Raw genomic sequence first — 19,597 nt, 5'->3', positions numbered from 1 at the left:
GAGCACCCAAGGATTCTCGTGATGCACAAGAGCACGTCGTCCCGGCGCCCGAACATCGGCCGGACACCCCTCATCGCCTGCCTCGTCGCAGGCGTCATCGCGGCCGGCGGCCTGGCCCTCACCGATACGCGCGTGTACGGTTCCCCGGCCGCGCCCGCCGGTTCCGACATCTCTGCTGCCACCTCCCGGGCCGCCGGGCGGTGGCAGCAGACGCCCGTCCCCGTGGCGAAGGGCGACCTGACGGCCGTGGCCGCGCTCAGCGGCACACAGGCGTGGGCCGTGGGGTACCGCCTCAAGAGCGCGACCGAGCCGGAGGCGCTGGCCCTGCGCTGGAACGGCACTGCCTGGGCGCGGGAGTCGACGCTCCCGCGCGACACCTTCCCGCAGGCCCTCGCCGTCAGGTCGCCCCGCGACATCTGGGCCGTCGGCGCGACGGCGGCACACTGGGACGGCAGGTCCTGGACGACACGCAACCTGGACCGCGACCCGGCCGGCCCCGTTCTGCCCGACGCGGTGGCCACGACGTCCGACGGCAAGGTCTGGACGGCCGGCCGCGCGGTGCAAGAGTCCGCCAAGAACGCCGTACCCGCCATCCAGACCTGGGACGGATCGGCCTGGCGCCGGCAGGCCCTGCCCAAGGTCGGCAAGGGGGAACTCACCGGCCTCGCCGCGCTCGCGCCCGACGACATCTGGGCGGCCGGCACTTCCTTCGGCACCGGCACCACCGATCAGACCGCTCTGCTGCTGCACTGGGACGGCACGTCCTGGAAGCGCGTGGCCGCCCCCGCGGGCAAGAGCGGCGAGGACCGCTGGGCCGGCGGGATCACCGCGCTGGCCTCCCACGACATCTGGGCGGTGGGCGGCGCCACTTCGGGGGGCGTGGAGCGCCCCTACGCAGCGCACTGGGACGGCACGAAGTGGACCGAAGCCACCACACCGGACATCGCCGACGGCCGGCTCCGTGCCGTCGGGCGGTCAGGGGACGGCACGCTGTGGGCGGTGGGCGGCAAGGGCGCCGTCTCCGTCGCCCTGCGCTGGGACAGCCGGCGGCACTGCTGGGAGAAGACCGCTGATCCCCGTGTGGTGGTGCGGGGCTTCAGCACGGTCCCGCACAGTGCCGACCTGTGGACCGTGGGGATCGCCAAGCAGGGCGATCTCGTACCCACGGTGACCCGGTTCACCGGCCGCAAAGGCTGAATACCGCCACAGGAAGGCAGAGCGGGCCCGGATCACCTCACGTGGTCCGGGCCCGCTGCCGTGCCAGGGCGGTGCCGCGCCGTGCCGGTGCCGTGCTTCGATCGCCGGAGTGCGTGTTCCCGGTCCGTAACCGGACCCCGGGCGGACCCCGGGCGGGCGTCGGGCGGGCGTCGGACCGCGGCGAGCGCCAGCGCCTGGAGCAGTCCGCGCCGGCGCCGGGCGTGGCCGCTCTTGGCTCGCTGTTCCTGTCACCGACCGCTTCGGCGGGGATGCGCGACGCGCTGACGGTCTCGCTGCTCGTGCAGGTGGCGATGGTCGCGCTGACGGTGCTGCTGAGCCTGCGTCCGCCCCGCACGGTGAGCTGAGGGGGCCGGACACGACCGTGGGCCCGGACCGCTTCGTACGGTCCGGGCCCACGGCTCTGATCAGGCCTGCTCCTCCTGCGGCGGCTCCTGCTCGCCACCGCCCTGGGCGCGCTCGCGCATCTTGCGCAGCAGCTCCTGCTTCTGGTCGGCGGCCGTCTTGCGGTCGGCGTTGCGTGCGGGGCCGTTGCCCTGCTGGTCGGCGCGGGACAGCTTCTTGCGCTGTCCGCCCACGCCGAGGAGGTTGTTCCGGCTCTTGGCCATGAGGGTCTCCCATTGAGGGTGAGGAGTGACTGGGAATTCGTCCGACGGGGGGCGGTGTCGACCGCCGCCCTCTCACTCGTAGATCGGGAGATGCGCATACATGGACCGAACGGTACCGCGCCGGGGGCGCGGCGGGCACCAGCTTTTCGGGTGAGATGTGGCATGAGGTGACGGTCTGCGGACGGCGACGGCACATGATGGGGCACAACGAACTGCTGATCAACGAACTGCTGATCAACGAACTGCGCGGCCTGAGGGGCTGACGCCTCGCACGACCGGGCGCCACGCGGAGAACGACCTCCCGGCACGTGACCCACAGGTGCGGGGCCGCGGGCATGTGCGTGACCGCGGGTGCCCGGGTGCCCGGGTGCCCGGGCGCGCGGGTGCCCGGTGCGGGGCCGCCGGTCAGCCCGACGCCCCACCCCCCTCTCCCTCCCCGCCCTGCGCCCGCCTCGTGCGGCTCAGGCGCTCGGGTCGACCGTCGCCTGGTGTGCCTCCGTGAGATGCTCCTCGGCCTTGAGCCACGGCAGGAACTGCGCCCCCTTGCGCCAGCCGCAGGTGTCACAGGTCAGCGTGCGCTGCATGCCCGATTTCGTGACGTGCACGACGTGTTCACGGCCGTGCTGATCCCATCTGCTGACCTTGCTCGTGGTCATGGACGGCATCGTTCCTCCTGGTGACGAGTGCGCCCAGTGTGCAGCAGTTCCAACATCAACAGCACACCCTTGTTGCGCTGTTGCCCCATCCGTCGCCCTCGGGGCGCTCAGGCTCCACCTTCCGGGAAGCGTGGCACCACCGCGACCTGCGGCGGCCCGGCGCGGCGTGTCGGTGAACTCCCCCGCGCCCGCGGGCCGTTGCCCGCGAACACGGGGACACAGGAACGCGCAGAGGCCGGCCGGGCTGCGGGCCCGGCCGGCCTCTGTCCTCGTGAGAGGCGAAGCGACAAGCGTCAGCAGCCGAGCAGACGGCTGCCCAGGTACTGCTGGATCTGGTCCAGCGAGACGCGCTCCTGCTTCATCGTGTCGCGCTCGCGCACGGTCACGGCGTTGTCGTCGAGGGTGTCGAAGTCGACGGTGACGCAGAACGGCGTGCCGATCTCGTCCTGGCGGCGGTAGCGGCGGCCGATCGCGCCCGCGTCGTCGAACTCGATGTTCCAGTTCTTGCGCAGATCGGCGGCGAGGCCCTTGGCCTTCGGCGAGAGCTGCGGGTTGCGGGACAGCGGCAGCACGGCGACCTTGACGGGCGCGAGGCGCGGGTCGAGGCGCATGACGGTGCGCTTCTCCATGACGCCCTTGGCGTTCGGGGCCTCGTCCTCGTTGTAGGCGTCGAGAAGGAAGGCGAGCATGGCGCGGCCGACACCGGCGGCGGGCTCGATGACGTACGGGGTCCAGCGCTCGCCGGCTTCCTGGTCGAAGTACGACAGGTCGTGGCCGGACGCCTTGGAGTGCGCGGAGAGGTCGTAGTCGGTGCGATTGGCGACGCCCTCGAGCTCGCCCCACTCGCTGCCGCCGAACTGGAAGCGGTACTCGATGTCGGCGGTGCGCTTGGAGTAGTGGGAGAGCTTCTCGGCCGGGTGCTCGTACCAGCGCATGTTCTCCTCACGGAGACCAAGGTCGCGGTACCAGTTCCAGCGCTGCTCCATCCAGTATTCCTGCCACTGCTCGTCCTCGCCGGGCTTGACGAAGAACTCCATCTCCATCTGCTCGAACTCGCGGGTGCGGAAGATGAAGTTGCCCGGCGTGATCTCGTTCCGGAACGACTTGCCCATCTGGGCGATGCCGAACGGCGGCTTCTTGCGGGAGGTCTGCTGGACCTGGCCGAAGTTGGTGAAAATGCCCTGGGCGGTCTCGGGGCGCAGATAGGCGACGGAGCCGGAGTCCTGGGTGGGGCCGAGGTGCGTGGCCAGCAGGCCGGAGAACTGCTTGGGCTCGGTGAAGGTGCCCTTGTTGCCGCAGTTGGGGCAGTTCAGGTCCGCGAGGCCGTTCGCGGGGGCCTTGCCGTGCTTCTCCTCGTACGCCTCCTCCAGGTGGTCGGCGCGGAAGCGCTTGTGACAGGAGGTGCACTCGGTGAGCGGGTCGGTGAAGGTGGCGACGTGGCCGGAGGCCTCCCACACCTCGCTGGCCAGGATCACCGACGAGTCGATACCGACGACGTCCTCGCGCGAGGTGACCATGTAGCGCCACCACTGACGCTTGAGGTTCTCCTTCAGCTCGACACCCAGCGGCCCGTAGTCCCAGGCGGCACGCTGACCGCCGTAGATCTCACTGCACGGGTAGACGAAGCCACGGCGCTTGCTCAGGTTGACGATGGTGTCGATCTTGTCGGCGGCCACGGTGCTCTCTTCATTACGACGACGACGGGAATAAACAGGTGCGGCGCGGAGCGCCTCGGTGAGGGGTGGTGGTCGGGAGACGGGCGGGCGAATGCTTCAGGTTACCGGCGGCCGCACCCCCCGGATCAAATCGGTTAGGGGAGAGGGGCAGCCCGGAAGCGTTGTTGACAATCGTTTCCAGTTTTGTTGAAAATGAGTGTCATGAACGTACGCCGCCTCATACCCGCCACGGCCACCGCCGGGGCCGTGGCCCTCGGCCTCGTGGCCGTCTCCGCCTGCTCCGCGCCCACCACCGACGGCAGGGACGGTGACGGCAGGCTGTCAGTGGTGGCGTCCTTCTACCCCATGCAGTATCTCGCGCAGGAGATCGGCGGCGACCATGTCTCCGTCTCCAGTCTCACCAAGCCGGGCATCGAGCCGCACGATCTGGAGCTCGGCCCCCGCCAGACCGCCAAGCTGAACGAGGCGGGCTTCATCCTCTACCTCAAGGGCGTCCAGCCCGCCGTCGACAAGGCCATCGCCCAGTCCGAGGCGAAGCACAGGATCGACGCCGCCACCCTCACCACGCTGGAGCACCACGGCACCGAGGGCGGCCACAGCCATGGCACCGACGAGCCCGGCCACGACAAGCACGACGACAAGCACGACGACGAGGGCGAGTCGGGCGCCGACCCGCACATCTGGCTCGACCCCGTGAAGTACGCCGAAGTCGCCAGGGGCGTCGGAAAGTCTCTGGAAAAGGCTGACCCGGACCACGCCGCGGACTACAAGAGGAACACGGACGCGCTGGTCACGAAGCTGGACGGACTGGATGCCGACTACCGGCGGGGTCTGAAGGACACCACCACCAAGACGTTCATCACCACCCACTCCGCCTTCGGCTACCTCGCCGAACGGTACGGCCTGGACCAGGAGGGCATCTCGGGCATCGACCCCGAGTCCGAGCCCAGCCCGGCCCGTATCAAGGAGCTCCAGGCCGTCGCGGCCCAGGACAAGGTCACGACGGTCTTCTTCGAGACCCTCGCCAGCGACAAGACCGCCAGGACGCTCGCCGAGGACACCGGCCTGAAGACGGACGTGCTCGACCCGCTCGAAGGAATCACCGACAAGTCCAAGGGCCGCACCTACCTCGAAGTCATGAAGTCCAACCTCGCGGCTCTGCAGAAAGCTCTCGGCGCGAAGTGACACACCAGGAAGCGGCCCACCAGGCATCGGAGGCACGAGACATGGCCCTGGAACCCGTCATAACCCTCCGCGGGGCCCAGGCCACGCTCGGCTCGCGGCCCGTACTGCGCGGTATCGATCTCACGGTCCACCGTGGCGAGGTCGTAGCGCTGCTCGGCGCGAACGGCTCGGGCAAGTCGACCGCCGTGCGCTCCATGATCGGCCAAGTGCCGCTCACGAGCGGCGAGATCACCCTCTTCGGCACCGAGCAGCGACGCTTTCGCGCATGGTCGCGGATCGGTTACGTACCGCAGCGCACGACCGCCGCGAGCGGTGTGCCCGCCACCGTGCACGAGGTCGTGTCCTCGGGCCGCCTGTCCCGGACGCGGCTGGGCCGGCTCTCCAAGAACGACCGGGCGGCCGTACGACGGGCCATCGAGCTCGTCGGGCTCGCCGACCGCGCCAAGGACTCGGTGAGTGCCCTGTCCGGCGGCCAGCACCAGCGGGTGCTGATCGCCCGCGCGCTCGCCTCCGACCCCGAACTGCTGATCATGGACGAGCCCATGGCGGGCGTGGACCTCGCCAGCCAGGAGATCCTCGCCGGGACACTGCGCGAGCAGGTCGCCGCCGGGACCACGGTCCTGCTGGTCCTGCACGAGCTGGGACCACTGGAGCCGCTGATCGACCGCGCGGTCGTGCTGCGCGACGGCTGCGTGGTCCATGACGGGCCGCCGCCGGAGGCCGTGGGCCAGCACGCACTGCCCGGCCACGACCACGTACATCCGCACGCGGCCGACGAGCCGCTCCGCACGGGACTGCTGACCTGATCATGGAAATCCTCGAGACCGCCTTCATGCAGCGGGCGCTGATCGCAGCCCTGCTGGTCGGCATCACCGCGCCGGCCATCGGTATCTACCTGGTGCAGCGCCGGCAGGCGCTGATGGGCGACGGCATCGGCCATGTCGCCATGACCGGCGTCGGCCTCGGCTTCCTGCTGTCGGCCAACCCGATCTGGATGGCGACGATCGTCTCGGTCGCGGGCGCGGTCACCATGGAGCTGATCCGGGCGTACGGACGCACCCGGGGGGACATCGCGCTCGCGATGCTCTTCTACGGGGGCATGGCGGGCGGTGTCCTGCTCATCAACATCTCCGACAGCGGGTCCACGGCGAACCTGAGCTCGTTCCTGTTCGGCTCGCTCTCGACGGTCTCCGACGCGGACCTCACCGCGATCGCGCTGCTCGCCGCGTTCGTCGTGCTGGTCTCGGTGGGGTTGAGGCGGCAGCTGTTCGCCGTCAGCCAGGACGAGGAGTTCGCGCGGGTGACCGGGCTTCCGGTGCGGGCGCTCAACCTGCTGATCGCCGTCACGGCGGCGGTCACGGTGAGCGTGGCCATGCGCGTCGTCGGGCTGCTGCTGGTCAGCGCCCTGATGGTGGTGCCGGTGGCCGCGGCCCAGCAGCTGTCCCGCTCCTTCAAGGCTACGTTCACGCTGGCCGTGGGGATCGGCGTGGCCGTGACGCTGGCCGGAACCACGACCTCCTACTACCAGGACGTGCCTCCAGGAGCGACGATCGTACTGATGGCCATCGCGGTCTTCGTGACGCTGACCGCGCTCGCGGCTCCCCTGGCGAGGCTACGCGCGCGGGCGACGGAAACGAACGCGGCGCAGTGCCCGGCGGACATGGCGGACATGCCCGGCAGCCGTCAGCCGGGCGACGACGTGAAGGTCTGACGGCGAGCCTGGCAGAATGGCCCGACGGATGTGCGGGCGAGGCGAGGAGGCACCTGTGGTGACGGCGCCAACGGGCGGGAATCCCGCCCCAGTGCGAGGCCGGTCGACCCGGCAGCGTGCCGCGGTAGCGGCGGCGCTCGACGAGGTGGACGAGTTCCGCAGTGCCCAGGAGCTCCACGACATGCTCAAGCACCGCGGCGACTCGGTGGGGCTGACCACGGTCTACCGCACGCTGCAGTCGCTCGCGGACGCGGGCGAGGTGGATGTGCTGCGGACGTCCGACGGCGAGTCGGTCTACCGCCGCTGCTCGACGGACGACCATCACCACCACCTGGTGTGCCGGATGTGCGGCAAGGCGGTGGAGGTCGAGGGGCCGGCGGTGGAGCAGTGGGCGGAGACGGTGGCGGCGCAGCACGGGTATGTGAATGTGGCGCACACGGTGGAGATCTTCGGCACGTGCGCGGAGTGCGCGGCCCGGCCCGAGTAGTGCTTTTCGGGGCTCGGCCCCGGGCCCCTCGGCCCGGGTGACCACGGAGGCGGCGGGGTGCGGGCCCCGCCCCGCGCCCCCGGTCCGCGGTGCGGGCCCGTCCTCAGTCGCCGTACGGGCGTGAGCGGGTACCCGGCACCGCGGGGAGAGGCGGGGTGGGGGGCAAGCCCACCCACCCCGGAGCGCTCACGCCCCCTCCGGCCTTCCCCGCATCGCCTCCAGCTCCTCGTTCGGGATCGCTCCCCCGAACCGCCGGTCCCGCTGCGCGTACTCCAGGCAGGCCCGCCACAGGTCCCGCCTGTCGAAGTCCGGCCACAGCACGTCCTGGAACACCATCTCCGCGTAACTGCTCTGCCAGATCAGGTAGTTGGACGTACGCTGCTCGCCGCTCGGGCGCAGGAACAGGTCCACGTCCGGCATGTCCGGGTAGTACAGGTACTTCGCGAAGGTCTTCTCATTCACCTTCGACGGGTCCAGCTTCCCCACCGCGACATCCCGCGCAATCGCCTGCGCCGCGTCCGCGACCTCGGCACGCCCGCCGTAATTCACGCAGAAATACAGCGTCATCGCGTCATTGTCGACGGTCTGCTCCTGCGCGATCTGGAGTTCCTGGACGACGGATTTCCACATCTTCGGCATCCGGCCCACCCAGCGGATACGAATGCCCAGGTCGTTCATCTCGTCGCGGCGGCGGCGGATGACGTCCCGGTTGAAGTTCATCAGAAAGCGCACCTCCTCCGGCGAGCGCTTCCAGTTCTCGGTCGAGAAGGCGTACAGGGAAAGGTTCTTGACGCCCATCTCCAAGCAGCCCTTGAGCACGTCGAGGACGACGCCCTCGCCCACCTTGTGCCCCTCGGTGCGGGGGAGCCCGCGCTCCTTGGCCCAGCGGCCGTTGCCGTCCATGACGCACGCCACATGGTTCGGCACGAGCTCGCCCGGGATCTTCGGGGGGCGGGCGCCGGAGGGGTGCGGCTCGGGGATCTTGTACTCGCGGCGGGACCGGCCCAGGATTCCGCGTCGTGCCATGCGGCTCACATCTCCTATTTCTCTACGTATCTCAGCGAGCGCAGCCCGCGCTCCAAGTGCCAGTGCAGATAGGCCGACACCAGCCCGCTCCCCTCTCTGACGTGGCGCGCTTCGCACGCGTCCGCCATGGGCCAGTCACCGGTCAGCAGCGCGCTGAGCAGACCGATGGCCTCCGCTGAGGGTACGACGCTGCCGGGCACCCGGCAGTCGCCGCATATGACCCCGCCCGCGGCGACGGAGAAGAAGCGGTTCGGCCCGGGAAGGCCGCATTTGGCGCAATCATCGAAGCTGGGGGCGTAGCCGTTGACTGCGAGGGAGCGCAGAAGGAAGGCATCGAGGATGAGATGTGGCGCATGTTCGCCACGGGCGAGAGTACGCAGGGCGCCGACAAGGAGCAGATACTGCTGGACGGCCGGTTCGCCCTCGTGGTCGGTGAACCGCTCGGCGGTCTCCAGCATGGCGGTGCCGGCGGTGTAGCGGGCGTAGTCGGTGACGATGCCGCCGCCGTACGCGGCGATGGTCTCGCTCTGGGTGCAGAGGGGGAGCCCCCGGCCGACGAGTTCGCTGCCGCGGGCGAAGAACTGCACATCGACGTGTGAGAAGGGCTCCAGCCGCGCCCCGAACTTGGACTTGGTCCGCCGCACCCCGCGGGCAACGGCCCGCACGCGGCCGTGCCCGCGCGTGAGCAACGTGATGATGCGGTCGGCCTCGCCCAGCTTCTGGGTGCGCAGCACGACGCCGTCGTCACGGAACAGGCTCATGCGGCCATTGTCCCGTACCGGCCGCCGCCGACCGCCATCGGATCGGGGGTCAATCCTCCACGCGCTCCTCCAGGCGCACCGTCACCGCCTCCCCCGCCTCCTTGCCGATCGCCTTGCGCACATCCGCCTTCACCGGCAGTTTGTGCGTCCCGTCCCCGAGCGCCATGAACGAGCTCCGGAACGGGTGCCCGTCGATCGTGCCCCTCACCTTGACCAGGCCCCGAGTGCCGAAGTATTCGACGGACTCCGGCCACACCAGATACGTCCAGCCGCCCTTTTCCGGGCTCTTCCGCAGCGTTGCGGTGAATTGTCTGTCCATAGCGGTAGGACTGCGCGGGCCCCCGGAACTCATCGCCTTCAGGTGAATGCAACTGGAGCATGAATTCAATGGGCCCGTCGGCTTCCGTGGGTCCGCCGGTTTCCATGGGTGCGCGTCATCTCGATGTCCTTGTTGATGGCACGGGCCAGCACCACCCCGGTGAGGATCAGCGCGACACCGAACCACGAGGCGGCCGCGTCGAAGATCAGGACGACGATGCCCACCGGGATGAGCAGACCGACCAGCGGGGTCAGCAGACCGCGCACCGGCGGCGCCGGCCGGCCGGTGCGGCGGCTGCGGACAACCTGCGGGTACCACTGGGTGAAGCGCAAGGCGGCGACGATCGCGGCGATCTGGATTATCCACGCGGTCCAGAGGTTGTTCGGGTTGTGGAGGACGAGATCGCCGAACCCGCCCGCCATGGCCGCCACAAGGAAGGCCAGCCCCCAGACGGCCGTGATCACGTAGTTGGCGCGGAGGAAGTCGGGCGAGTCCCAGTACTCGCGGTCGACCCGCTCCCGCGCGTACTGGATCGTGAACGGCACCCCGATCGCCATGGAGCCGAAGGCGATGACCGCCAGCGCGATGTTGGATACCTCGCCCGCGTACGTCTCCAGCCACCGGTGGGTGCCAGGGGACGCGGCGGCTCCGATCGCGGCCAGGGCGGCGAAGAAGATCACGTCGGACACTTCGAGGATCTTGATCGCGCTCCCGCGGTGGATGACCCGTCCCGCAACGAAGATCACCACGGCCGCCGCGAGTGCGAGCACGACCGAGACTTCGAAGCGGCCCGGTCCGACCAGAACCGAGAAGAGGATCCAGGGGGACATCCCGATGAGCGGACTGTCGAGGAGGCTGTCGAGACGGCCGCCGGGTGCTGTGACTGCGCCTGTGTTCATGGGGGGCCTTTCTGGGCCCGGCGATCAGTTCGCGGTTTCCCCTGCCTCCAGCGTGCCCCGTGACGCCCGCCCCCGCTATGCGGGACCGGCAGCGCGTTCGGACCGGCCGGACCGGCGCCAGGGCCGGATCAGAGGTCGCGGGGCGCGTCGACGATCTGCGAGAGCGCGACGGTGAGCGCGTTCTCACGGGTGAAGACATCCACCGCGCCGAGGCGGCCCAGCCACTTGCGGTGGATGACCGGCTCCACCTTGTCGGCTACGGCCTGGAGGTAGAGGTCGAAGCCGGCCCAGTTGTTGCCCGCCTCGACCTTGCCGAAGAACGGGCCCATGTCGGTCGCGGCGATCGCGCCGCTCGTCTCCTTCCAGAGGTCGCGCACGAACTCGCGGGAGACCTTGATGTCCTCCTTGGTGCCGAGCCGGTGGACATGGCCGCCGATGTAGGTGTCGATGTCCATACGGGCGAGCTGGTCGTGGGCGCGCAGGACGCCGGGGACGCTGTCGGCGGTGCCCCAGGCGCGGAAGGGTGCCCAGCCGGGCATCACGACGTCGACCATCATCGCGGCACGCTGACGCGGGGCGTGGATGAGGATGTTGCCCGTCTCGTGGTTGGCGCCGGGGTAGCTGAGCAGCAGTCGCTCACCTCCCAGGTCGAGCCGGTAGCGGTCGGTGAAGGTGACGGTGGGCATCGGGCGGCCGGGGTCCTGGTTGGCTTTGATGCGTTCCGCCGTCGCGGTGTGCGCGATACGGACGACGTCGCCGAACGCCGAGGCGTTCGCGGTGTGGTCGGCATGGTCGTGGCTGTAGACGAGGTGGGTCACCTTCTTGCCGGTGACGCGGCGGATCGCGGCCGGGAGCGCCTCGGCCAGCGAGGGCGGGGCGTCGATGACGACGACTCCGGCGGTGGTGACGAGGAACGCGGCCTGGGTGCCTCCGGCGGTCACGGCGTAGAAGTTGTCGCCGATGCGGTCGAGCCGGTAACCCTCGGGGGGTACGGGCAGCGGCTTCGCGGTGGCGGGGAGCGGGGCGAAGCCGCGGGTGGCGGCGCCGTCGGGCGACTCCGGGAGCACCAGCTGCTGCCCTGCCCGCGGCTCGCCGCTGCGGCCCAGCTCCTGCCGGTTCAGTCGGTAGAGCTCCGTCCAGCGCTGCTCGGTTCCGAGGAAGCGGGCGGAGATGCTGCGCAAGGTGTCCCCGCGGGCGGTCCGGTAGAACGCGCCACCGCCGCCCGCGGTTCCGGCTGCGGCGCCGGCCGCGCTCTGCGACGGCCAGACCGCGACGGCCAGGCTCGCGGCTGCCGGTACGGCGGCGGCTGCGGCGCCCCAGCGCAGGACGCCCCGGCGGGACGGCGGCTGCGGCTGCTGCTCTTCTTCACACATGACGTACTCCCTGGTGGCCGGGTGCCGTTGTCGTGTCGGCACTGCGGTCACGCTAGGGATTCACGCCTTGTGGTTGAAGATTGCACTTTCTTGATAGTGGCTATCCGCGAGGAAACGGTGCAGCTCAGACGTCGGCGTCATAGCCGCGCTGTGCCGCGAGACACACCTCGATGTTCTCGTCGGTCCAGCCGAGCAGCGCCTCCAGCGGGGCGCGCAGCGTGTGGCCGAGCGGAGTCAGCTCGTACTCGACATGCGGCGGGATCACCGGGTGCACGGTGCGACGGATCAGACCGTTGCGTTCGAGTTGGCGCAGGGTCTGGGTGAGCGCCTTCGGCGTGACCCCGTCCAGTTCGGCGGCCAGCTCGCCGAACCTCCGCACCCCCCGGGTCAGGCAGCCGATGACGAGAATCGTCCACTTGGCGCCGATGAGATCGATCAACGACCGGCTGGAGCATGCGGCGGAGTACGGATTCGTCTTGCTCAGATGCATACGCCGAGTCTCCTCGCTAAGAGGAACGGGGCGCCCGTGGACCCGGAAACGCGGCCGGTTAGGGTGTCCTTACCCCGCTCCTTCCCAGGTGCGGGTCATAGATCAGGCTTATGGGCTCATAGGCACAGGGCGGGTACCGCGGCGCGAGCTTCGTTGCCAGGGTGGCGGACGGGAGTCGGCTCCCTCCGCACACGCCGGGCCGCCTCAGCTACCGGGTCACGCCCCGTGGACCTCGTTCGAAGGGAACCATTCATGCCCCGCTCTCTGCGGATCGCGATTGTCGGTGCCGGCCCTGCCGGGATCTACGCCGCCGACGCCCTGCTGAAGTCCGAGGCCGCCGCCGAGCCCGGCGTCTCCATCGACCTCTTCGAGCGGATGCCCGCGCCGTTCGGCCTGATCCGCTACGGCGTGGCGCCCGACCACCCCCGCATCAAGGGCATCATCACCGCCCTCCACCAGGTGCTCGACAAGCCGCAGATACGCCTCTTCGGAAATGTCGACTACCCGAGCGACATCGGCCTCGACGATCTGCGTGAGTTCTACGACGCGGTGATCTTCTCCACGGGCGCGGACGCGGACCGGGCGCTGGACATCCCGGGCATCGGCCTCGACGGCTCCTACGGAGCCGCCGACTTCGTGTCCTGGTACGACGGCCACCCGGACGTCCCCCGCACCTGGCCGCTGGAGGCCGAGAAGGTGGCCGTGCTCGGCGTCGGCAATGTCGCCCTGGACGTTGCCCGTATCCTCGCGAAGACCGCGGACGAGCTGCTGCCGACCGAGATCCCGCCGAACGTGTACGACGGTCTCGCCGCCAACAAGGCCCTCGAAGTCCATGTCTTCGGACGCCGTGGCCCCGCGCAGGCGAAGTTCAGCCCCATGGAGCTGAGGGAGCTCGACCACTCCCCCACCATCGAGGTCATCGTCGACCCCGAGGACATCGACTACGACGAGGGCTCGATCGCCACCCGCCGCGCCAACAAGCAGGCGGACATGGTCGCGAAGACGCTGGAGAACTGGGCGATCCGCGATGTCGGCAACCGTCCGCACAAGCTGTTCCTGCACTTCTTCGAATCGCCGACCGAGGTCGTCGGCGAGGACGGCCGTGTGACCGGGCTGCGTACGGAGCGGACCCGGCTCGACGGCACGGGCAATGTCACGGGCACGGGCGAGTTCCGCACCTGGGACGTGCAGTCCGTGTACCGGGCGGTCGGCTATCTCTCCGACGAACTGCCCAAGCTCCCCTTCGACTTCGTCTCCGGCACCGTCCCGCACGAGGGCGGCCGGGTCATCGAGGGCGGCGAGCACCTCCGGTCGACCTATGTGACCGGCTGGATCAAGCGCGGCCCGGTCGGGCTCATCGGCCACACCAAGGGCGACGCGAACGAGACGGTCGCGAACCTGCTCGACGACCACGGCAACGGGCGCCTCCACGCGCCGGCCGCGCCCGACGAGGAGGCGATCGTCGCCTTCCTGGAGGGCAAGGGCGTCTCCTACACGACATGGGAGGGCTGGCACCGCCTGGACGAGGCGGAGCGGGCGCTGGGCGAGGCGGAGGGGCGCGAGCGGGTCAAGATCGTCTCTCGCGAGGGGATGCTCCGGGCGAGCGGCGCTTAGGCCCCTCTTTTGGATCAGGCCGGATCGGTGAGGGGGGTCCGGGCCCGGAGCCCCGGGCCAGCCCCCACTCCCGTGCTCAGGACCCGGAGGATGCAGGGAGCACACCGGATCCCGGGAGGGCCGCTCCGGAGCGGTCAGAAGGGGGTGCGCGCCGTGGCCAGCAGCCGGGCCGTGTCGTCCGCGCAAAGCTGGAGCGCCGCGCCGACCGTGGTCAGCACCTCGCGCTCCGCCGGGCTGTACGGACCGTCGGCGAGGGCGATTCTCGCGCCTTGCAACAGGATCGACTCCCGCCCGGCGGGTGCCAGATGGGGGGCGAGTGGCTCCAGCGCCTCGTGCAGTTCGATGGCGAGGGCCGCGCCATAGGGCCCGCTGTCGGTGACGTAGCGGCCGGTGTCCGCGGCGAGCGCCTCGATCAGGCCCGTGAGCTGGTCCTCGGTGCAGTCGTCGAGCCCCGCCGCGCGGACGGTGGCGACGGCGGTCTCACGGACCGGGCGGGAGGAGGTGCCGCCGGAGGCGAGGACAGCGAGGACGACGGTGTGGACTGCGTCGCGGAGCATCGCGGAGAAACGAGCGGTGGTGGGGTGATCGAGGGCTTCCGTCCCGAAATGGCCGTGACAGGCGGCGCATTCGACGACCGGGCCTGCGAGACCGCGCGGCAGCAGCGGAACACCGAGAAGAGTGAAGCGGCGGCGGCCCGTGCGACGGCGGTAGTTCCGGTCGCCTCCGCACTCGGAGCAGAAGAACTCGCCGTCCCCCACTGTGTTCCAAGAGGTATGAACGCCGCAGACCAGCATTTTTCGGCTGAACGGTCCCCGGTCTGGCTGCACGTCGCACCTCCGTAACGCTCCGGCAACGTTGCCGCGTTGACGTGATGTTAGCCACACCGATGATGCGCCGTCAGCACCCCGACGGGGGAACGCCAGGACATGGCCGATTCCACACCCTGACATTTCCTGGCCCCGACAGCAATCGCCGGACGGGCTGAATCGCGCCCGTCCGGCGACGAAGGACCGCCGCCCCGGCCGGAGCCGGGGCGGGCCCTCCCTCAGGGCTTGCTGGGAATCAAGGGGTCGCTTCCCGGCAAGCCCTTAGCGGGCCGCCCGGTTGACCGCCGAGACGACCGCCTTCAGCGATGCCCGCGTGGTGTTCGCGTCGATGCCGATGCCCCACAGGACCTGGCCGTCGATCGCGCACTCGATGTACGACGCGGCCTGCGCGGACGCGCCCTCGCTCATCGTGTGCTCCTGGTAGTCCAGCAGCCGCGCGTCGACACCCACCGCGCTCAGCGCCTCGAAGAACGCCGAGATCGGGCCATTTCCGGAGCCGGTCAGCACCGTCTCGGTACCGTCCACGACGGCCTCGACGGTCAGGGTGTCGATGCCGTCCTTGTCGGTGGTGGACTGGCCGGAACGCAGCTGGATCCGTCCCCATCGGGCCGCGCCGTTCTGCGGGTTGGGCAGGTACTCGTCCTGGAAGACCGACCAGATCGCCTGGGGCGTGACCTCGCCGCCCTCGGAGTCGGTCTTGGCCTGGATGATCTTCGAGAACTCGATCTGCATCCGGCGCGGCAGGTCCAGCTTGTGCTCGTTCTTCAGGACGTACGCGATGCCGCCCTTGCCCGACTGGGAGTTGACCCGGATGACCGCCTCGTAGGAACGGCCGACGTCCTTGGGGTCGATGGGCAGATACGGAACGGCCCACTCGATGTCGTCGACGGTCTTGCCCTGCGCCGCCGCGTCGGCCTCCAGCGCGTCGAAGCCCTTCTTGATGGCGTCCTGATGGGAGCCGGAGAAGGCGGTGTAGACCAGATCGCCCGCGTACGGGTGGCGCGGGTGGATCTCCATCTGGTTGCAGTACTCGCTGGTGCGACGGATCTCGTCGATCTGCGAGAAGTCGATCTGCGGGTCGACGCCCTGCGAGAACAGGTTCATGCCCAGCGTCACCAGGTCGACGTTGCCGGTGCGCTCGCCCTGCCCGAACAGACAGCCCTCGATGCGGTCGGCTCCGGCCATGATGGCCAGCTCGGCGGCGGCCACGGCGGTGCCACGGTCGTTGTGGGGGTGCACGGACAGACAGACATGCTCACGGCGGGTCAGATGGCGCGACATCCACTCGAACCGGTCGGCATGCGTGGACGGGGTCGAACGCTCCACCGTGGCCGGCAGGTTGAGGATGATCTCGCGCCCCTGCTCCGGCTGCCAGACGTCACAGACGGCCTCGCAGACCTCCAGGGCGAAGTCCAGCTCGGTGTCGGTGAAGATCTCGGGGCTGTACTGGTAGCCGAAGGTGGTCTCCGGGCCCAGCAGCTTCTCGGCGTACTCCATCACCAGCCGGGTGCCGTCCACGGCGATCTGCTTGATGTCGTCCTTCGAGCCGCGGAAGACGACCCGGCGGAACGTGGGCGCGGTGGCGTTGTACATATGCACGGTGGCGCGGTGGGCGCCGACGACGGACTCGATGGTGCGCTCGATCAGGTCCTCGCGCGCCTGGGTCAGGACGGAGATCGTCACGTCCTCGGGGATCGCGCCCTCTTCGATGATGGAGCGTACGAACGCGAAGTCGGTCTCGCCGGAGGACGGGAATCCGACCTCGATCTCCTTGTAGCCCATGCGTACCAGCAGATCGAACATCTCGCGCTTGCGCGCCGGCGACATGGGGTCGATCAGGGCCTGGTTGCCGTCGCGCAGATCGGTCGACAGCCAGCGCGGGGCCTTGGTGATCCGGTTGTCCGGCCAGGTGCGGTCGGGGATGTCCACGGCCTCGTACGAGCCGTACTTGTGGATCGGCATCCCGGACGGCTTCTGGGTGTGGGTCGCATTGGTGACCGGCGTGGGGCGGCCGACAGAGTTGTCAGACATTTGCGTAGGGCTCCTCGGGGTCCATCGAAAGGACGGCCGACTGAGTCGAAGCAGCACCAGATCCCGCGGGGAGGGGGTCGGCCTACGACTACAGGCCCTCGCCGCGGCAGCTAAGAAGAAGCAGCCCGAAACGCATGATGGAGGCAGCCTAGCCGAGCGGCGTGAGGACGGCGGTCCCGTATCAGTATGCGGGACAGAGCCTGACTGTCCGCTAAACAGTGATCCATCACTCCATTTCATTAATCATGGTGGCAACTAGTGACAGCACGGTGACTCAGTGCCACAGTCGCCCGCATGGACGCAAACGCCCGCCGGGTCAACCCGGTCTTCTGCACCATCGTGCCGCCCCATCTCCTCGACAAGCTGGCCCGCGCCGAGGACCCCGCGATCGCCGATCCCGCCGCCCGCACCCTTGAACACGACGCCCTCCAGCGCACCCGCCGCCGCATCACCACGGTCCGTGGCCTGGCGCCTGTCGCCGGCGCCGCGGTGTCGGACAAGCCGAAGCGCACGATCTACGACGCCGGGCACACCGAGACCGTGCCGGGGACGAAGGTGCACTCCGAAGGGGACGACCCTTCGCAGGACGCCTCGGTCAACCGTGCGCACGCGGGCCTGGGCGCGACGTTCGAGCTCTATCTGAAGGCGTACGGACGCCGATCGATCGACGACTCCGGTCTGCCGCTGAACGCGACCGTCCACTACGGCGAGAACTACGACAACGCCTTCTGGGACGGCGAGCGGATGGTCTTCGGAGACGGCGACAACGACCTCTTCCTGGACTTCACCCTGCCCGTGGACGTGATCGGTCACGAGCTCACCCACGGTGTCACGCAGTACACCGCGAATCTGGAGTACTTCAGTCAGTCGGGGGCGCTGAACGAGTCCATGTCGGACGTCTTCGGCTCGCTGATCAAGCAGTACTCCCTGGGGCAGAGCGCCGACCAGGCCGACTGGCTGATCGGCGCGGGCCTGCTGGGCCCCAATGTGACGGGTGTCGCGCTGCGATCGATGAAGGAGCCGGGCACGGCGTACGACGACGACGTCCTCGGCAAGGACCCGCAGCCGGCGACCATGGAGGACTACGTCAGGACAGGCCGCGACAACGGCGGCGTCCACATCAACTCGGGTATCCCGAACCGCGCCTTCTACCTGGCCGCCACCGCACTGGGCGGCAATGCGTGGGAGCGGGCGGGCCAGATCTGGTACGACGTGCTGACCGGCGGGGAGCTCTCCTCCACCGCGCAGTTCTCCGACTTCGCGGCCCTCACTGTGACGGCGGCCCGTGCGCGCTATGGCGAGGGCGGGGAGCAGGAAGCGCTGCTGAAGGCGTGGTCCCAGGTCGGGGTGCCTACCAACTGAGGCGTTCTCGTACTAGACAGGACCCATGCGTATCCAGGTAAGGCGCACCGGAGGGTTCGCCGGAATCGAGCGGTTCGCCGAGGTGGACACCACCGGGCGGACCGATGCGGGCGAGTGGCATGCCCTGGCCGAGCAGGCGTTGGCCGACGGCCGGGGCACACCGTCGTCGGGGGTGCCGGACGGCTTCAGCTACGAGATCACGGTCGACGGGCGGACCGTCCACTGCTCCGATCCGCGGCTGTCGGAGCCCCAGCGGGAACTGATCTCGCGGGTGCTCAAGGAAGGGGCGTGACCGGACCGGTCGCGGGACCGGCGGCGACCGGGTCCGCGGCCGGTCCGGCCGGTCGCCCGCCGTGACGGCGATGCGCGCGGCAGCGGGAGGCGGGCCGGAGCCCCGGCGTCAGAAGCCCAGCTTGCGCAGTTGCTTGGGGTCGCGCTGCCAGTCCTTGGCGACCTTCACATGAAGGTCGAGGAAGACCGGTGTGCCCAGGAGCGCCTCGATCTGGTGGCGGGACTTCATCCCGACCTCCTTCAGACGCTTGCCCTTCGGGCCGATGATGATGCCCTTCTGGCTGGGGCGCTCGATGTAGACGTTGGCGTGGATGTCCAGCAGCGGCTTGTCCGCCGGGCGGTCCTCGCGCGGCAGCATCTCCTCGACGACGACCGCGATGGAGTGCGGCAGCTCGTCCCGTACGCCCTCGAGCGCCGCCTCGCGGATCAGCTCGGCGACCATGACCTGCTCGGGCTCGTCCGTGAGGTCGCCCTCCGGATAGAGGGTCGGGCCCTCCGGCAGCAGCGGGATCAGCAGATCGGCCACCAGCTTGACCTGCTTGTCGCCGACCGCCGAGACCGGGACGATCTCCGCCCACTCCATGCCCAGCTCCTTGCCGAGCCGGTCGATGGCGATCAGCTGCTCGGCGAGGGTCTTGGAGTCGACCAGGTCGGTCTTGGTGACGATCGCGACCTTCGGGGTCTTCCTGATCCCCGCGAGCTCCTTGGCGATGAAGCGGTCGCCGGGGCCGAGCTTCTGGTCGGCGGGCAGGCAGAAGCCGATCACGTCGACCTCGGCCCAGGTGGTGCGCACCACGTCGTTCAGCCGTTCGCCGAGCAGCGTGCGCGGCTTGTGCAGGCCCGGGGTGTCCACCAGGATCAGCTGCGCTTCGGGGCGGTGCACGATGCCGCGCACGGTGTGCCGGGTCGTCTGCGGCCGGTTGGAGGTGATCGCCACCTTCTGGCCGACCAGAGCGTTCGTGAGGGTGGACTTGCCCGCGTTGGGGCGGCCGACGAAGCAGGCGAAGCCGGCCCGGTGCGGGGCGTTGTTCTCATCAGTACGAGCGCTCATGGGGGCCATTGTCCC

The 19,597-nt window shown here is 69.6% G+C and carries 21 protein-coding genes; 9 read left to right on the top strand and 12 right to left on the bottom strand.

Annotation, left to right across the window (positions count from 1 at the left end):
• Window positions 1-21 precede the first annotated feature (21 nt).
• Together OG293_RS24810 and OG293_RS24805 are read left to right on the top strand one after the other, a co-directional pair.
• Window positions 22-1,197: a hypothetical protein gene (locus tag OG293_RS24810; RefSeq protein WP_406000987.1), complete on the top strand. Its 1,176-nt coding sequence runs from the start codon at window positions 22-24 to the stop codon at window positions 1,195-1,197.
• Between the two features lie 113 nt (window positions 1,198-1,310).
• On the top strand, window positions 1,311-1,562 hold the full coding sequence (locus tag OG293_RS24805) for a hypothetical protein (RefSeq protein ID WP_406000986.1): 252 nt from the start codon (window positions 1,311-1,313) through the stop codon (window positions 1,560-1,562).
• 60 nt (window positions 1,563-1,622) lie between these two features.
• Here the strand turns inward: OG293_RS24805 and OG293_RS24800 are convergent, their stop codons facing one another.
• From OG293_RS24800 to OG293_RS24790, 3 genes are all read right to left on the bottom strand, one after another.
• Window positions 1,623-1,823 carry a DUF6243 family protein gene (locus OG293_RS24800; RefSeq protein ID WP_406000985.1) on the bottom strand — a complete coding sequence of 67 codons (201 nt, stop codon included), beginning with the start codon at window positions 1,821-1,823 and terminating at the stop codon, window positions 1,623-1,625.
• A 461-nt stretch (window positions 1,824-2,284) separates the two neighbouring features.
• The gene (locus tag OG293_RS24795; protein WP_406000984.1) at window positions 2,285-2,488 is read right to left on the bottom strand and encodes a hypothetical protein; all 204 of its coding nucleotides are present in this window, start codon (window positions 2,486-2,488) and stop codon (window positions 2,285-2,287) included.
• 284 nt (window positions 2,489-2,772) lie between these two features.
• On the bottom strand, window positions 2,773-4,155 hold the full coding sequence (locus OG293_RS24790; RefSeq protein WP_406000983.1) for a glycine--tRNA ligase: 1,383 nt from the start codon (window positions 4,153-4,155) through the stop codon (window positions 2,773-2,775).
• A gap of 201 nt (window positions 4,156-4,356) precedes the next feature.
• On the opposite strand from OG293_RS24790, the gene OG293_RS24785 reads away from it, so the two are divergent.
• From OG293_RS24785 to OG293_RS24770, 4 genes are read left to right on the top strand one after another with little or no spacing between them, the layout of a single operon-like run.
• Window positions 4,357-5,340, top strand: a complete 984-nt coding sequence (locus OG293_RS24785) for a metal ABC transporter substrate-binding protein (protein ID WP_406000982.1) — start codon at window positions 4,357-4,359, stop codon at window positions 5,338-5,340.
• A 41-nt stretch (window positions 5,341-5,381) separates the two neighbouring features.
• Window positions 5,382-6,146 (top strand): metal ABC transporter ATP-binding protein, encoded by a 765-nt coding sequence (locus OG293_RS24780; protein WP_406000981.1) that lies wholly within the window; start codon window positions 5,382-5,384, stop codon window positions 6,144-6,146.
• Between the two features lie 2 nt (window positions 6,147-6,148).
• A complete protein-coding gene (locus OG293_RS24775) occupies window positions 6,149-7,051 on the top strand; it encodes a metal ABC transporter permease (protein ID WP_406000980.1) in 903 nt (300 codons plus the stop codon).
• 55 nt (window positions 7,052-7,106) lie between these two features.
• Complete coding sequence (locus OG293_RS24770) at window positions 7,107-7,538, top strand: Fur family transcriptional regulator (protein WP_406000979.1); 432 nt, start codon at window positions 7,107-7,109, stop codon at window positions 7,536-7,538.
• Window positions 7,539-7,724: 186 nt separating this feature from the next.
• On the opposite strand, the gene OG293_RS24765 is transcribed toward OG293_RS24770, so the two are convergent.
• From OG293_RS24765 to OG293_RS24740, 6 genes are all read right to left on the bottom strand, one after another.
• The gene (locus OG293_RS24765; RefSeq protein ID WP_406000978.1) at window positions 7,725-8,564 is read right to left on the bottom strand and encodes an isoprenyl transferase; all 840 of its coding nucleotides are present in this window, start codon (window positions 8,562-8,564) and stop codon (window positions 7,725-7,727) included.
• Between the two features lie 14 nt (window positions 8,565-8,578).
• Window positions 8,579-9,325, bottom strand: coding sequence for a DNA repair protein RecO (gene recO / locus OG293_RS24760; protein ID WP_406000977.1), 747 nt, complete (start codon window positions 9,323-9,325; stop codon window positions 8,579-8,581).
• Between the two features lie 49 nt (window positions 9,326-9,374).
• Window positions 9,375-9,644 (bottom strand): DUF1905 domain-containing protein, encoded by a 270-nt coding sequence (locus tag OG293_RS24755; protein ID WP_406000976.1) that lies wholly within the window; start codon window positions 9,642-9,644, stop codon window positions 9,375-9,377.
• Window positions 9,645-9,709: 65 nt separating this feature from the next.
• The gene (locus OG293_RS24750; RefSeq protein WP_406000975.1) at window positions 9,710-10,543 is read right to left on the bottom strand and encodes a hypothetical protein; all 834 of its coding nucleotides are present in this window, start codon (window positions 10,541-10,543) and stop codon (window positions 9,710-9,712) included.
• Between the two features lie 128 nt (window positions 10,544-10,671).
• The gene (locus OG293_RS24745; RefSeq protein ID WP_406000974.1) at window positions 10,672-11,916 is read right to left on the bottom strand and encodes an MBL fold metallo-hydrolase; all 1,245 of its coding nucleotides are present in this window, start codon (window positions 11,914-11,916) and stop codon (window positions 10,672-10,674) included.
• Between the two features lie 124 nt (window positions 11,917-12,040).
• Complete coding sequence (locus tag OG293_RS24740) at window positions 12,041-12,406, bottom strand: winged helix-turn-helix transcriptional regulator (protein ID WP_406000973.1); 366 nt, start codon at window positions 12,404-12,406, stop codon at window positions 12,041-12,043.
• Between the two features lie 252 nt (window positions 12,407-12,658).
• Here OG293_RS24740 and OG293_RS24735 point away from each other — a divergent pair, with 252 nt between their 5' ends.
• Window positions 12,659-14,020, top strand: a complete 1,362-nt coding sequence (locus tag OG293_RS24735; RefSeq protein ID WP_406000972.1) for an FAD-dependent oxidoreductase — start codon at window positions 12,659-12,661, stop codon at window positions 14,018-14,020.
• 134 nt (window positions 14,021-14,154) lie between these two features.
• Here the strand turns inward: OG293_RS24735 and OG293_RS24730 are convergent, their stop codons facing one another.
• Both OG293_RS24730 and leuA read right to left on the bottom strand, forming a co-directional pair.
• On the bottom strand, window positions 14,155-14,847 hold the full coding sequence (locus tag OG293_RS24730) for a TerB family tellurite resistance protein (protein ID WP_406000971.1): 693 nt from the start codon (window positions 14,845-14,847) through the stop codon (window positions 14,155-14,157).
• 261 nt (window positions 14,848-15,108) lie between these two features.
• On the bottom strand, window positions 15,109-16,878 hold the full coding sequence (leuA, locus tag OG293_RS24725) for a 2-isopropylmalate synthase (RefSeq protein WP_406000970.1): 1,770 nt from the start codon (window positions 16,876-16,878) through the stop codon (window positions 15,109-15,111).
• A gap of 294 nt (window positions 16,879-17,172) precedes the next feature.
• Between leuA and OG293_RS24720 the strand changes: the two genes are divergently transcribed.
• Together OG293_RS24720 and OG293_RS24715 are read left to right on the top strand one after the other, a co-directional pair.
• Window positions 17,173-18,240, top strand: coding sequence for a M4 family metallopeptidase (locus OG293_RS24720; protein ID WP_406000969.1), 1,068 nt, complete (start codon window positions 17,173-17,175; stop codon window positions 18,238-18,240).
• A gap of 25 nt (window positions 18,241-18,265) precedes the next feature.
• Window positions 18,266-18,532, top strand: coding sequence for a protealysin inhibitor emfourin (locus tag OG293_RS24715; RefSeq protein WP_406000968.1), 267 nt, complete (start codon window positions 18,266-18,268; stop codon window positions 18,530-18,532).
• Between the two features lie 108 nt (window positions 18,533-18,640).
• Here OG293_RS24715 and era read toward each other — a convergent pair whose 3' ends face one another.
• Window positions 18,641-19,582 (bottom strand): GTPase Era, encoded by a 942-nt coding sequence (gene era / locus OG293_RS24710; protein WP_406000967.1) that lies wholly within the window; start codon window positions 19,580-19,582, stop codon window positions 18,641-18,643.
• Window positions 19,583-19,597: the final 15 nt, after the last annotated feature.

This window comes from Streptomyces sp. NBC_00829 (assembly GCF_045161795.1).
GTDB lineage: Bacteria > Actinomycetota > Actinomycetes > Streptomycetales > Streptomycetaceae > Streptomyces.
This window is presented reverse-complemented; position numbering and strand designations above follow the sequence as displayed.